Source organism: Hydrogenovibrio sp. SC-1 (assembly GCF_002848135.1).
Taxonomy (GTDB): Bacteria; Pseudomonadota; Gammaproteobacteria; order Thiomicrospirales; family Thiomicrospiraceae; genus Hydrogenovibrio.
This window is the reverse complement of sequence record NZ_PKGB01000012.1, coordinates 1-14,483: the sequence shown is the minus strand read 5'-3', so window position 1 is coordinate 14,483 and position 14,483 is coordinate 1. Positions and strand designations below refer to the sequence as shown.

Below are 14,483 nucleotides of genomic sequence, written 5' to 3'. Positions count from 1 at the left end.
CCTTAATTCTGTGTTTCAGTCCCGTTGGAAAAGTATGCCGCTAATTTAAAAAGCTTTGTAATTGGCGACGGTAGTGATTGACGAGCTGAGGATGGTCGTTTTGTAGTAATGTAAATATATCGAGTAGCAATTTCTGGGCACGGTTATTATGATCGTTTTTATCGATTTGTATCGATTCTAGCAAACATTTTAATGCGGGTTCAATTTGATGGTGAAGCATCAGATAAGCGGCCAGTTGGTAAAGTGACTCAAGATGATGAGGATCTTGTTGTAGCTTGGCGACTAACTCAGCCTGCTCTGGCGCATCCATCACAATTCGGCTGAATTGAAAAAGCGCGGCTAAAGATCTGGCTTCACCACTGGCTTGGTCAGCTTCTGGAAGTTGAGTCAATAGCTGCTCTGCTTCCTGCAAATGACCCGATTGAAACGTGAGCTGTGCTAACCCTAAAACCAAACTGATCTCATTTGGGTGTTGCTGAAGAGCTTGTTTAAGCAATTGCAGCGCTCCCTCTGAATCCCCTTCATTAAATAAAGCGTGGGCTTGTTGCTTGGTTTCATCGATTGATAATGGAGCTGAAGAGTTCATTATGAATTGGCCTTTAAAGTATCCGTGAGTTCGTAAAGCGTTTGTAACGCCTGTTTTGGGGTTAGGTCATCCACTGACAAATCTCGAAGTGTTTGTAAACAGGTCTGTTCAGAAGGAGTTATTGCAGGCGCTGAAAATAAGTCAAACTGTTGAACCGTTTTGGTTTCAGGGGCTGGGGTTTGCTGTTGAGATACCGACTGGTTTTCTAAACGCTGTAAATGTTGTTTTGCTGCGTTAATAACATTGGATGGAACCCCTGCCAAGGCGGCCACTTGAAGTCCGTAGCTCTGAGAGGCAGGCCCTTCATTCACTTGGTGCATAAACACAATTTTATCTTGATGTTCCAAAGCGGAAAGATGAACATTAACGGTGTTTTTAAATTGCTCTGCAAGGGCGGTCAGTTCAAAGTAATGCGTCGCAAATAAACAATAGCCTTGAATGTGGGTTGCCATTTGTTCAGCAATGGCCCAAGCCAGTGCAAGGCCATCAAAGGTTGAGGTGCCTCGACCGATTTCATCCATTAATATGAGTGAATGGGGGGTGGCATGGTGCAGTATATGAGCTGTCTCAGTCATTTCCACCATAAAAGTTGAACGACCGGACGTTAAATCATCAGATGCGCCAATTCGAGTGAAAATACGGTCGATTGGACCGATTTGTGCCGTTTCTGCTGGAACATAGCTGCCCATATGTGCCATGAGCACAATTAATGCCGTTTGTCGCATATAGGTTGATTTACCACCCATATTAGGACCAGTAATGATTTGTAAGCGTCTTTGATCTGAAAAACAACTGTCATTGGCAATAAAAGGCTGATCCGATAAGGCTTCAACCGTTAGGTGTCGTCCTTGTCGTATGTCAATCTCAGGTGTCGTCGTTAATTGTGGGCGTGTTAAGTTTAGGGTTAAAGCCTGTTGTGCCAAACTGACCAATACATCGGTTTCAGCCAGTGCGGCAGCCGTAGCTTGTAATTGACTGAGCTGAGCGTTTAGGGTTTCAAGCAGCGCTTGATACAATAATTTTTCTCTTGCCAGTGCTTTTTCATTAGCGCTGAGTACCTTATCTTCAAAGGTTTTTAACTCAGGCGTAATATAGCGTTCTTGTGCCTTTAAGGTCTGGCGGCGAACATAGTCGGCTGGGACTTTGTCAGATTGCAGCTTACTGACCTCAATATAATAACCATGCACACGGTTATAGCCGACTTTTAAAGTACTAATGCCTGTGCGGTCTTTTTCACGTGCTTCTAAAGCTAATAAATAGTCTCCAGCTTCATTTTTTAGGTTTCGCAATTCATCGAGTTCTGGATCATAGCCTTCTGCAAACACGCCGCCATCGCGAATCATCATGGGAGGATTTTCAACCAAAGCTTGAGAGAGTTGTGTGGTCAATTGCGGATAGGTAGCCAGCCTAGTGGCAAGTTGTTGCCATTTTTCAGTCTGTTGGTTTTGCAAAAGCGTTTGCAACTCGGGAAGTTGGGCTAATGATCGCCCCAGAACAAATATATCTCGGGGGCGAGCGGAATAGAGCGAAACGCGACTTAGAATACGCTCAAGGTCACCAATGGGTTTTAGACTTTTGCGAAAGTCGGCGGCACTCTGCTCTGTTAAAATCGATTCAATGGCATCCAAGCGATTATTCAATAACTGTTGGTCACGTAGTGGCTGGTTTAGCCAACGGTTCATCAAACGACTGCCCATCGCGGTAATGGCATTGTCTAAAATAGAGAAGAGAGTGTGCTCTTTGCCGCCACTCAGATTGGTATCTAGCTCTAAATTCCGTCGGCTGTTGGCATCAATGACTAAGGCATCATCGGGTTGATAGGTTTGTAAATGATTGACATGGGTCAATGCATTTTGCAACATCGCAGTGGCATAGTGCAAAATGACACCCGCTGCGCGAATTACTGGCGGAAAATGTTCACAGCCAAATGCCATTAAATCTTGTGTGTTGAAATGGTCAGTTAAGCGCTGGCGACAACTGTCTGCATCAAAGTGCCAGCTCGGATAATTGACCAGGCCTGGGTGATTTTGCACCGACTCGGGCAAAGATTGTTTGAACAAAGCATCATCCGGCAAGATGATTTCAACGGGTCTTAAGCGTTCAATTTCACTAATCAGTTGCTCTGAGTCAGCCAGCAAAGTCGCTTCAAATCGTCCACTGGAAACCTCCAGAAATGCTAGGCCAAAACCATTGCCGTTCGGTGCAATGGTTGCTAATAGGTTGTCGCGTTTGTCATCTAATAACGCCTCTTCTACTAGAGTGCCCGGCGTAATCACCCGAACGACTTTCCGTTCAACGGGTCCTTTGGTGGTTGCTGGATCGCCAATTTGTTCACAAATTGCAACGGACTCACCGAGCTTGACAAGTTTGGCTAAGTAGCCCTCGGCAGAATGGTGCGGGATGCCCGCCATCGGAATCGGTTCTCCACCTGATTTTCCGCGAGCGGTTAGGGTGATGTCGAGCAGGTTCGAGGCTTTCACCGCGTCGTCAAAAAATAACTCATAGAAATCTCCCATCCGATAAAAAACCAGTTGCTGAGGGTATTCTGCCTTAACGGCGAGATATTGTTGCATCATCGGGGTGTGTTTAGCGGTATCGGTCATTGTTTTATGGTGTTTGCTTGTGGTTAAATTTTTGGATGCGGGTTTAATACAAGTTTTTCATTGTTTGCGTTTGACGGCAAAATTGTGAATAGCGTTAATTCTAACAAAAAACCGTTGTTAACAATGGCCGATGCGATGAATAAATGCCAATAAGATCGGGTCTTTGTCGTTGACGATTGTGAGCAATTCCTTTAACCGACTTGAAAAAGAGTATGATATTTATCTGGTTGCGTTAAAGAATATTTGGGGAAAGATCTCACAATGGAAGCAAGTCTGTTTATTTTGTTTTGGTAGGTGTCTTGTCGTGCGGCGTGGGTGCTCAGGCACTAATTTAATTGAAACAACGATTATGAATTGACGAGAACGGGTTTGGATTGTTTTGGGCTGTTATTAGTTCCGAAAAAAAGGTATGCTAATTCTTTTAGGTGTCTTGTGCACGAACAGGATATTGGGTGTTAAGGAGTTTGGGGGCATGGAGATCTCTTCTGATTTGGATAGTTTGGTGTCTGAGGTTGCATCGGCATTAAAACAAAATAATAAGATGGTAGTAACTGCAGAGTCTTGTACTGGCGGGATGATTGCGGAAGTGTTGACCTGCTTGCCCGGCAGTACAGCCTGGTTTGACCGTGCTTATATTACTTATAGTTATGAGTCGAAAATTGAGATGCTAGGGGTTCATCAAACGACGCTTCAGCGGAATGGTGCGGTCAGTCGAGCTTGTGTTGAGGAAATGGTGATCGGAGCGCTTCAATCTTCGCATGCAAGTATGAGTGTTGCTTGTTCGGGGATTGCAGGGCCGAGCGGTGGTACTGAAGATAAGCCGGTCGGTACCGTTTGGATGTCCTGGGCTTTGCAAGGTCATAGTAACTTGGTTTCCAAGTGTTATCATTTTGATGGTGATCGTGATGCGGTTAGGCAGCAGTGTACGATAGAAGCTTTGAAGGGGATCCTTGCGATTTTAAATGATTAACCATTAAAAAAGATGTCAAAATGCCCTAAGTGTGGGATAATTGTCGGCTAAAAAACGAAACCCTTTGCGTTTGTTTTTGTTCAAAAAGCGTTCATTTGAATAAACAAAGCAAGGGTTTTTTAATGACCTTTTTAAAGGGGTTGTGGATGTACACAAAACCAAACAGGAACGGTGATCGAAATGGATGAGAATAAAAGAAAAGCACTAGATGCAGCCTTAGGACAAATTGAAAAGCAATTTGGCAAAGGGTCAATTATGCGGATGGGCGATCAAGGCGCTGTGCGCGATATCGCGGCTGTTTCGACTGGTTCTCTGGGATTGGATATTGCGTTAGGAATCGGCGGTTTACCGCGGGGGCGTGTCGTTGAAATTTATGGTCCCGAATCTTCAGGGAAAACCACCTTGACGTTACACGTGATTGCCGAAATGCAGAAGTTGGGTGGTACGGCAGCATTCGTAGATGCGGAACATGCGCTTGATCCACAATACGCCCAAAAATTAGGGGTTGATGTTGATAATCTATTGGTTTCTCAGCCTGATACGGGTGAGCAAGCTTTAGAAATTACCGATTCTTTGGTGCGTTCTGGTGCAGTTGATATTGTGGTGGTTGACTCGGTTGCTGCCTTAACGCCAAAAGCTGAAATAGAAGGCGATATGGGTGATTCTCATATGGGCCTACAAGCGCGCCTAATGTCTCAAGCATTACGTAAGTTAACCGGTAATATTAAACGGACTAACACCTTAGTCATCTTCATTAACCAAATTCGTATGAAAATTGGGGTGATGTTTGGTAACCCAGAAACCACGACCGGCGGGAATGCGTTGAAATTCTACGCCTCGGTTCGATTAGATATTCGTCGCATTGGTTCGATTAAGAAAGGCGATGAAATTCTAGGGAATGAAACGCGTGTGAAAGTTGTTAAGAATAAAGTTGCACCGCCGTTCAAGCAGGTTGAATTTGATATCTTGTATGGTGAAGGGATTTCACGTCAGGGTGAAGTGATTGACTTAGGGGTAAAAGAAAAGCTGATTGATAAAGCGGGCGCTTGGTATAGTTATCAAGGTCAGAAGATTGGTCAAGGTAAAGATAATGTCCGTCAGTTCTTGAAGGATAACCCTGAGATATATGAAACCCTACAGACCCAAATTAAAGAAAAATTATTGCCCGTTAAAAATGATCAGATTGATCCAGAAACAGGCGAAGTCCTAGCGTAATGGTTTGAGTGAAGATGCTCGATGAACTGCAAGCCGATTTAGGTCAACAGCTAGAAAATCGAGCCGTTTCTTTATTGGCGGTCAGAGAGCATGGGCGTAAAGAACTGAGATATAAGTTGCTGCAGAAGTGTCCAGAGGCTCAAGATCAACCAGGCCTGGTTGATTCTGTGTTGGATGCATTAGCGCAAAAGGGTTGGCTTTCAGATGATCGATTTATTGAGCAATATGTTCGTCAAGCCTGTGAAAAAGGGCAGGGGCCTTACAAGATTCGTCAAGCCTTGCAACAACGTAGTGATGTTAATGAATTGATAGAAAGCTACTTGGCAATGGATGATCAGGATTGGGCAGACATAGCCAGAGCAAGTCTTGTTAAAAAATATGGTGATGCACAGCAACCCGGTCAAGCCAAGGAACAAGCCAGGCGCATGCGCTTCTTACAGTCGCGTGGGTTTAGTCAGTCTCAGATATGGAAAGCATTTAAGTCTTCATAAGAGAATTAAATTTACCGAGTTGTCATTGAAAGAATTTAACGATGCCCATTTAGGGTTTTTAGTCAGTTTATAGAGTTTAGGAAAAAAATATGACCAGCGCAGAACTCAGAAAAGCGTTTATAGACTTTTTTGTAAAGCAAGGCCACACAGCAGTTCATTCTAGCCCCGTTGTACCTGCAAATGATCCCACCTTATTGTTTACTAATGCGGGAATGGTGCAATTTAAAGAAACCTTTTTAGGGCAAGAAAAACGTGATTATGTGCGTGCCACCAGTGTTCAGCGCTGTATTCGTGCCGGCGGAAAGCATAACGATTTAGAAAATGTTGGCTATACCGCGCGTCACCATACTTTTTTCGAAATGTTAGGTAACTTCAGTTTTGGCGATTACTTTAAGCGTGAGGCCATTCAGTATGCCTGGGAATTTCTAACCAAAGAATTAAACCTCCCAGCAGAAAAGCTTTGGGTGACCGTATTTGAAGAAGATAAAGAAGCCGAAGATATTTGGTTAAAAGAGATGGGTGTCAGTGCCGATCGCTTTTCTCGTTGTGGCGCCAAAGACAATTTCTGGTCTATGGGTGATACCGGGCCTTGTGGCCCTTGTTCCGAAATCTTCTATGATCATGGGGAGTCTGTCGCGGGTGGGCCTCCGGGGTCTCCTGAAGAAGATGGCGATCGGTATATAGAAATTTGGAATCTGGTCTTTATGCAGTTCGACCGTTCCGATGATGGTACCTTAACGCCTTTACCAAAACCGTCAGTCGATACGGGGATGGGCTTAGAGCGTCTTGCGGCGGTTATGCAGCATCAGCACAATAATTACGACATTGATCTTTTCCAAGCCATTGTCAAAAAGGCATCTGAGCTAACGGGTGAAAAGAACCTGACCAACAGTTCACTTCGTGTTATTGCAGACCATATTCGATCTTGTGCGTTTATGATTGTTGATGGCGTCTTACCAGCCAATGACGGCCGTGGCTATGTGTTACGCCGTATTATTCGCCGGGCCATTCGTCATGGTTATAAATTAGGCCAAACTGAATTGTTTTTCCATCAGCTGGTGGATGTTTTGGTTCAGCAAATGGGTGATGCTTATCCCGAGTTGGTTCAAGAGCAATCGAATGTTGAACGTGTTTTAAAACAGGAAGAAAAACGTTTTGCCGAAACCTTGGAAAATGGCATGCGAATCTTAGAAGACGCATTTTCGCAATTGGCCGGAACGGTGGTTAGTGGGGAAGTGGCTTTTAAACTGTATGATACCTATGGCTTTCCATTCGATTTGACCGCCGATGTCGCTAGAGAACGCAATTTAACGGTTGATGAAGCGGGCTTCGCAAAGGAAATGGAAGCGCAAAGAGCACGAGCCAGATCCGCAAGTAACTTTGCCACTCAAGGAAGTTTAAAGGTTGATTTTAGCGTCCCAACACAGTTTGTTGGCTATGATCAGGATGCCGCTTCTGCAGAAATTCAGGCGATATTTGTCGAGGGTCAGCAGGTTGAGTCAATATCAGAAGGTACGCAAGCAATTGTGGTGTTAAACGAAACCCCTTTTTATGCCGAATCAGGTGGCCAAGTTGGAGACCAGGGCAGTCTAACGGAAGGTATGAACAGCTTTCATGTCGATAATTGCCAAAAGCAAGGCGCGACTTTTTTACATATTGGTAAGGTTACTGCGGGCGCTTTGGCAGTGGGGCAGACAATACAAGCACATATTGATGTCAAGGCAAGGCGGGCTTCCGAACGCAACCATTCAGCAACCCATTTATTGCATGCGGCTTTAAGAACGGTACTCGGCACTCATGTTGGTCAGAAAGGTTCATTGGTCGAACCTGACCGCCTACGTTTTGACTTCTCACATTTTGAACCGATTTCTGCTGAGACCTGTTTGAAAATTGAACAGTTGGTCAATCAGCAAATTATGAAAAATGCGCCGGTTGACATGGCTGAGATGGATATTGAAGCTGCGAAGTCGAAAGGGGCGATGGCGCTGTTCGGTGAAAAATATGGTGATGTGGTTCGCGTGGTTGAGTTGGGTGATTTTTCCATTGAACTTTGCGGTGGAACCCATGTGAATTCAGCCGGAGAAATCGGGCCTTTCCGAATTTTATCTGAAAGTGGCATTGCTTCAGGCGTTCGACGCATCGAGGCAGTGACAGGTGAAGCGGCATGGGAAGCAATTTATGAATCTGAACAACGTTTGTTGGAAGTGGCTACCCAGTTAAAAGCGGATAAGTCGCAAGTGGTGACAAAATTGTCGCAACTGGTCTCTGAGAGCAAAGATTTTGAAAAACAACTCAAGCAGTTGCAATCTAAAATGGCGGCTTCACAAGGCGATGACCTGGCGAATTCTGCTGTCGAGGTGAATGGCGTGAAGGTATTAGCAGCTCAGTTAGAAGGGGCTGATGTGAATACCTTGCGAGAAACTCTGGATAAACTGAAAGATAAGCTGGAGCCAGCCGCGGTTGTATTGGCCGCAGTGGATGGTGAGAAGGTTACTTTGGTTGCGGGTGTCAGCAAAGCGGTCACCAATAAGATTAAAGCTGGGCAGCTGGTCAATCATGTCGCTCAGCAAGTGGGTGGAAAAGGCGGCGGTCGACCCGATATGGCTCAGGCGGGGGGGAAAGACCCTGAAAAATTGCCAGAGGCATTAGCTTCTGTCCAGGCCTGGGTGGAAGCATTAGACTAAATTCCAGACTCTTGGTCGTGAGGGGGAGTGTATCCCAAACCGCAGTAACTCCAGTTTGGGGGCTGCGGTTTTTTAAGTTTATGGCTGTTTAAAAATCAGCCGATTTGTGGAGAAGGCAAAAAAAACAATGGCTCTAATTGTTCAAAAATATGGCGGCACTTCGGTTGGAAATGTTGAACGTATTCAAAATGTGGCGGACAAAGTCAGCCAATTTGTTGCAGACGGGCATCAAGTCGTCGTAGCTGTGTCTGCGATGAGTGGTGAAACCAATCGGTTAACGGCATTGGCGCAAGAAATGCAGACGCAACCTTCCAAGCGCGAAATGGACGTATTGTTAACCACGGGTGAACAGGTCACGATTGCGTTATTAAGTATGGCATTACAAGAAAAAGGCATGGATGCCATTTCCTATACCGGTTGGCAGGTGCCGATTCAAACCAATGAGGTTCACTCTAAAGCGCGAATTGAGAAGATTGATGCGGAGAAAATTACTTTGCAACTCAACCAAGGAAAAGTTGTGGTGGTTGCGGGTTTCCAAGGCGTGTCGCCGGATGGTGATATTACTACGTTAGGACGCGGTGGCTCCGATACCACGGCGGTTGCTTTGGCAGCGACACTAAAGGCGGATGAATGTCAGATATATACTGATGTCGATGGGGTTTATACCACTGACCCGCGTGTCGTGCCCGAAGCCAGACGGTTAGATGTCGTGACCTTTGATGAAATGTTGGAATTAGCCAGTTTAGGCGCAAAGGTTTTACAAATTCGCTCTGTGGAATTTGCCAGTAAATACAAAGTGCCTTTACGGGTGCTTTCATCAATGAAAGAAGGAGGCGGTACATTACTGATCTCCGAAGAAGATTTTGAGGAATTGGATATGGAAAAGCCGTTAATTTCAGGAATTGCATTCAGTCGGGATGAAGCTAAACTGATGGTATTGGGTGTACCCGATAAGCCAGGGGTCGCATTTCAAATACTTGGACCGGTTTCGGATGCCAATATTGAGATTGACATGATTATCCAAAACCAAGGCGTTGATGGAACAACCGACTTTACCTTTACCGTCGCCCGAGGCGATTTGGCGGCTGCTCAAGCCATTTTGGAAAAAACAGTCCAAGAATTAGGCGCGCGTGAAGTGATTTGTGACGATACCATTGTTAAGATTTCGATGGTGGGTGTAGGCATGAAATCGCACTCAGGGATTGCTAGTAAAATGTTTAAGGTGTTGGCGGATAACAATATCAATATTCAAATGATTGGTACCACCGAAATCAAAATTTCAGTTGTGATTGAAGAATCCCTGCTGGAAACCGCTGTACAGGCATTGCACCAAGCATTTGACCTGGATCAGTAAAAAACATTTAAAGGCGCGTAAAAGGGTGGTTCCATCTCTTTACAACCTTTCGGTTTCAAGGTATCATACGCGCCACAATCAAAGCTTTAGATATTGATTTAGGTGAAGTGGCCGAGAGGCTGAAGGCGCTCCCCTGCTAAGGGAGTATAGGGTTTATCCCCTATCGAGGGTTCGAATCCCTCCTTCACCGCCATTACATTCAAAAGCCAGACAGAAATGTCTGGCTTTTTTTATCTCTTCAATATATGAATTCACTGCTTACCTGAGTGAATTTAGTTCTCACGTTCATCTCTATCGCAATTCATTTTAACCACATTCTTTGCTAAATTTTGACCAGGCCTGGGTGTTTTTGCGATTAATGCCATTGCAATAAAAGCTTCGTATTTCAGGCAACTATTTTTGGTAACTTAGCAGCACCTCATTAGTTGAAAGGAAATGAATATTGTGAAGACCCATCAATTTTTGATTGCCAGTGTGGTTGGATTAGTGACTGCCTGGCCGAGTTTCTTGTACGCGAATAATTTGCAATTTGAATCAGTGTCAACTCCTAAAACAGCTTCTAAGGCAGAGTCAACACTACAGGTTGCACCTAAAATCCAGGTAGGAAATGAGACACAGTCACTCAGTTATCGTCGTTTACTTCGAGTCGGAGAAAGGGATGCTTCCGGTGAGATTTTTGGTGCGATTAAAGATCGAACTGGAAAGGTGTTGAAAAATGAAGATGGTACGCCGTTATTATGCAATGGAACCCAACCATCGGCTAAAGGATCTGGGTTGGATCATGTTTCCATTTTGCAACGAAATGGGCGACTGTTTGCCATTTTTCAATTCGAATGCGGCATCGGCGCTTTGTACAAAGCAGAGTTGCTACAGTCTGAAAACGGTGAACTGTCAGTTAAGCCAGGTTCGCTAGCATATATTTCACAAGATGATTACTTTGGTGGTTGGGTGCATTGTGCGGGTTCGACAACGCCATGGCAGTCACATTTGGGGTCAGAAGAATATGAACCAGATGCGAGGTATGCCTTGTCGGATAATGGCTATGGTGCTGAACTGATTGAGAAGTACTGGCGTACACCAACTGGACAGGTGTTTCCGAGTCCCTATTACTATGGTTGGATGCCTGAGGTTAGGATGACTAATGAAGGTAAAGTTGTTTATCAAAAGCACTATGCTATGGGACGCTTTTCTCATGAACTCGGATTAGTGATGCCTGATCAGCGGACCGTTTATCTGACTGATGATGGCGGTCGTGTTGGTTTATTTATGTTTGTGGCAGATAAACCACGAGACTTGAGTCTAGGCTATTTGTACGCAGCAAAGTGGCAACAAGTTTCAGGAAGCAATGGTGGGCAGGCAAATCTGTCTTGGATTAGCATGGGGCATGTGAGCAATACAAATATTGATCGGTTGTTGAACCCTGATGACCAGGTTAATACCCATGATGCGATTCAATTTGAAGATATCTTTGATAAAGCCATATTGAATCAACCCCAGGCGGAATGTGATAAGTCTGGCGGTCGGTTTATTGATGCGACTGGGACTTGTTTGAAACTGAAAGACCTTACCGGCGATGGCAAGGTTTTGGAGGAGGATATTGCGCTTGCATCACGGTTGGAAACACGTCGAATGGCTGATTATTTAGGCGCGACCGTCGAGTTTAAAAAAGAAGAGGGGTTGGCACTTAATAGGAAGGCTAATCAACTCTATATCTCGATGTCTGTGGCGACAGGTATGATGGCAGATAATAAAGGCGATATACAGTTGGATAATCATGGAATACCTTGTGGGGTGGTTTATCAGCTAGAGATGGGGAAGCATCCTTTAATTGATTCGGAATATGTGGGTCAAACTATGTCGGCAATCTTAACTGGGCGTTCTAAGTTATACACAACGAAGGGCGAAGAGTCCGATTATGCCGGTAATGAGTGTGATATTAATCAAATTGCAGAACCGGACAATCTTGCCTTTATTGAGGAATCGGGTGTTTTACTCGTTGGAGAAGACACCAATAAAGGGCATTTAAATGATGCGGTTTGGGCATATCAAATCAATCAAAGACGATTATCACGCATTGCCACTATGCCTTATGCTGCAGAATCTACTTCGCCGGATTGGATAAGAATTGGTAATTTTGGTTATATCTCGTTAACGATTCAGCATCCGTTTAGTGAGAAAGAGTTTTCAAAAGATAAAGCAGATTTAAATCAAAATGATTTGGTAACGGATTCTTATGCGGGGGATGCGACCAAACAGATTCAGCAGGGAAATGGGGTCTCTGAAGTTGGATATATTGGTCCCATTCAACTAAAAAAATCACTGGACTAAGTGCTTGACATGGATAGGTGAATTGTGGATAATCGCGTAATCCTTTCAAACGTTTAGATACTTTAGGAAGATTTAGCCCTTTCTTAATGAGTGTCGATGGTCGATGCGTATCGACAAAAAAACTATTGAAATCAAATTTTTGGAGTATTTAAATGGCAAATTCAGCACAAGCAACAAAAAGAGCTAGGCAAGCCGAGAAAAGTCGTCAACATAACGCTAGTATGCGTTCTGAAATGCGTACCACTGTAAAAAAAGTAATGACTGCGATTGATTCTGGTGATCAGGCAGCGGCTAATGCTGCTTTTAAAGATGCACAATCAAGCTTAGATGGTATGGCTCGTAAAGGCATTATTGCAAAAAACAAAGCGGCGCGTAGTAAGAGCCGTATTAATGCTCGTATCAAAGCAATGGCTTAATTATTCAATTAACATTGACTTTGTTATGTGATAAAAACCAGGCTTGCCTGGTTTTTTTATGTCTAGCGTATTGGCCAGTGTCAGTAAGAAACCATGATCTATCCTAGATTAGTCGGTAAAATACCTTCATATTTTGATTAACTAAAGATCCTTCTTTTGAAAACCATATTGAAAGCAACAGCAACTGTCGGTAGTATGACGATGATTTCCCGAGTACTAGGGTTTATTCGGGATATGGTCATAGCACGATATTTTGGCGCTTCTGCCGGTGCGGATGCATTTTTTGTTGCTTTTAAAATCCCCAACTTTTTTCGGCGCTTATTTGCAGAAGGCGCTTTCTCTCAAGCTTTTGTTCCTGTTTTAGCAGACTACAAAGAAAAGGGCGGGCGAGCAGCTGTTAAGCAGCTTGTTGATGCCATCCTAACGCGTCTTGGTGGAATCTTGTTGTTGTTAACTGCATTCGGGGTCTTCGGCTCTACTCTGTGGATGTGGGTGTTTGCCCCTGGGTTTGTCGATGATCCTGAGAAATTCCAATTAGCGGCGGATATGCTGTCGATTACCTTTCCCTATCTATTATTGATTTCATTGGTGGCTTTTTCATCTGCTATTTTAAATACATATAATCAGTTTGCCGTACCTGCTTTTACGCCAGTTTTTTTGAATTTGGTATTGATTTCATTCGCAATTTGGGTGTCACCTTTACTAGATGTCCCCGTGATGGCTCTCGCGTGGGGTGTGTTGGTTGCTGGGGTGGTTCAGTTATTGTTTCATCTTCCTTTTTTAAAACGATTGGGACTGTTACCAAGGCCTTCTTTACAGCCAAATGAAGGTGTGTCTGAGGTTAAGCGCTTAATGTTGCCTGCACTTTTCGGTGTATCAGTGGCACAAATTAACTTACTGGTTGATACCGTGTTGGCTTCTTTTTTGGTTACGGGGTCAGTGTCATGGTTGTATTATTCAGATCGACTAATGGAGTTCCCATTAGGCGTATTTGGTGTTGCCTTGGCAACGGTGGTGTTACCAGGATTATCGAAAAAAGCATCGCTTAAGGATTGGAAAGGGTTTGAGGCTGATATTGATTTTGCCTTAAGGCTGGTTTTGATTATCGGTGTGCCTGCGACATTAGGTTTATTGCTATTAGCTGAGCCATTGATTATCAGCTTATTTTATTACGGAGCCTTTACCGAACAAGATGTCTCTATGTCTGGGATGAGTTTAATGGCCTATTCATTCGGGTTATTGGGCTTTATTTTGGTCAAGATTTTAGCTCCAGCATTTTATGCTCGTAAGGATATGAAAACCCCAGTTAAAATTGCTGTTGCTGCATTGCTGACAAATGTAGTGATGAACCTAGCCTTAATTGGCCCCTTTGCGCATGTGGGCCTGGCGATGGCAACGACACTGTCTGCCTTTATGAATGCGGGATTATTGTATTGGTCTTTGGTGAAGCAGCAGGTTTTTAAGCCTTTAGCCGGTTGGGGTAAGTTGTGGCTTCAGGTTAGCGCTGCCAATATTGTTTTGATTAGTTTTGTCTTCTTTTTACGACCAGAAACCAGTGAATGGTTAGCGTTTAGCGCGGGAATGCGGCTAACTTGGCTATTAGGGTTGGTTATGGCAGCAATTGTTATTTATGGCTTGGTGCTATGGTTATTGGGAATACGTTCAAAAAAGGTTTTACCCTCACATTCTTCTGTCTCAAAGTAGCCAGGCCTGGCTGACTTTAACAAATTTATGCACTAATCATCGGCGATAGAATCTTTTTATAAGTATGTTTATGCTTATTGGTCGCCATTACGTATTGATATTTCAAAAGATAATCATAATAACCATTAATAT

10 protein-coding genes and 1 tRNA gene are annotated in these 14,483 nt (G+C 44.1%); 9 read left to right on the top strand and 2 right to left on the bottom strand.

Annotation, left to right across the window (positions count from 1 at the left end; all coding sequences use genetic code 11):
* Positions 1–40: 40 nt before the first annotated feature.
* Together CYQ88_RS07560 and mutS are read right to left on the bottom strand one after the other, a co-directional pair.
* A complete protein-coding gene (locus CYQ88_RS07560) occupies positions 41–586 on the bottom strand; it encodes a tetratricopeptide repeat protein (RefSeq protein WP_101840752.1) in 546 nt (181 codons plus the stop codon).
* Entirely contained in the window at positions 586–3,189 is a 2,604-nt protein-coding gene (gene mutS, locus CYQ88_RS07555) for a DNA mismatch repair protein MutS (protein ID WP_101840751.1), read from the bottom strand. Before mutS ends, CYQ88_RS07560 begins: the two co-directional genes overlap by 1 nt.
* A 472-nt stretch (positions 3,190–3,661) precedes the next feature.
* Between mutS and CYQ88_RS07550 the strand changes: the two genes are divergently transcribed.
* The 9 genes from CYQ88_RS07550 to murJ all read left to right on the top strand — a co-directional run bounded on the left by CYQ88_RS07550 (position 3,662) and on the right by murJ (position 14,351).
* On the top strand, positions 3,662–4,159 hold the full coding sequence (locus CYQ88_RS07550) for a CinA family protein (protein WP_101840750.1): 498 nt from the start codon (positions 3,662–3,664) through the stop codon (positions 4,157–4,159).
* Between the two features lie 180 nt (positions 4,160–4,339).
* Positions 4,340–5,374 carry a recombinase RecA gene (gene recA, locus CYQ88_RS07545; RefSeq protein ID WP_101840749.1) on the top strand — a complete coding sequence of 345 codons (1,035 nt, stop codon included), beginning with the start codon at positions 4,340–4,342 and terminating at the stop codon, positions 5,372–5,374.
* Between the two features lie 14 nt (positions 5,375–5,388).
* Entirely contained in the window at positions 5,389–5,865 is a 477-nt protein-coding gene (locus tag CYQ88_RS07540; RefSeq protein ID WP_233188840.1) for a regulatory protein RecX, read from the top strand.
* A gap of 89 nt (positions 5,866–5,954) precedes the next feature.
* Positions 5,955–8,549 (top strand): alanine--tRNA ligase, encoded by a 2,595-nt coding sequence (gene alaS, locus CYQ88_RS07535; protein ID WP_101840747.1) that lies wholly within the window; start codon positions 5,955–5,957, stop codon positions 8,547–8,549.
* Positions 8,550–8,676: 127 nt separating this feature from the next.
* Positions 8,677–9,903, top strand: coding sequence for an aspartate kinase (locus CYQ88_RS07530; protein ID WP_101840746.1), 1,227 nt, complete (start codon positions 8,677–8,679; stop codon positions 9,901–9,903).
* A gap of 101 nt (positions 9,904–10,004) precedes the next feature.
* A tRNA-Ser gene (locus tag CYQ88_RS07525) sits at positions 10,005–10,096 on the top strand.
* 242 nt (positions 10,097–10,338) lie between these two features.
* Positions 10,339–12,231, top strand: coding sequence for an alkaline phosphatase PhoX (locus CYQ88_RS07520; protein WP_101840745.1), 1,893 nt, complete (start codon positions 10,339–10,341; stop codon positions 12,229–12,231).
* Positions 12,232–12,383: 152 nt separating this feature from the next.
* On the top strand, positions 12,384–12,647 hold the full coding sequence (rpsT, locus tag CYQ88_RS07515) for a 30S ribosomal protein S20 (RefSeq protein ID WP_101840744.1): 264 nt from the start codon (positions 12,384–12,386) through the stop codon (positions 12,645–12,647).
* A gap of 156 nt (positions 12,648–12,803) precedes the next feature.
* Positions 12,804–14,351, top strand: coding sequence for a murein biosynthesis integral membrane protein MurJ (gene murJ / locus CYQ88_RS07510; RefSeq protein ID WP_101840743.1), 1,548 nt, complete (start codon positions 12,804–12,806; stop codon positions 14,349–14,351).
* The last annotated feature ends 132 nt before the right edge of the window (positions 14,352–14,483 follow it).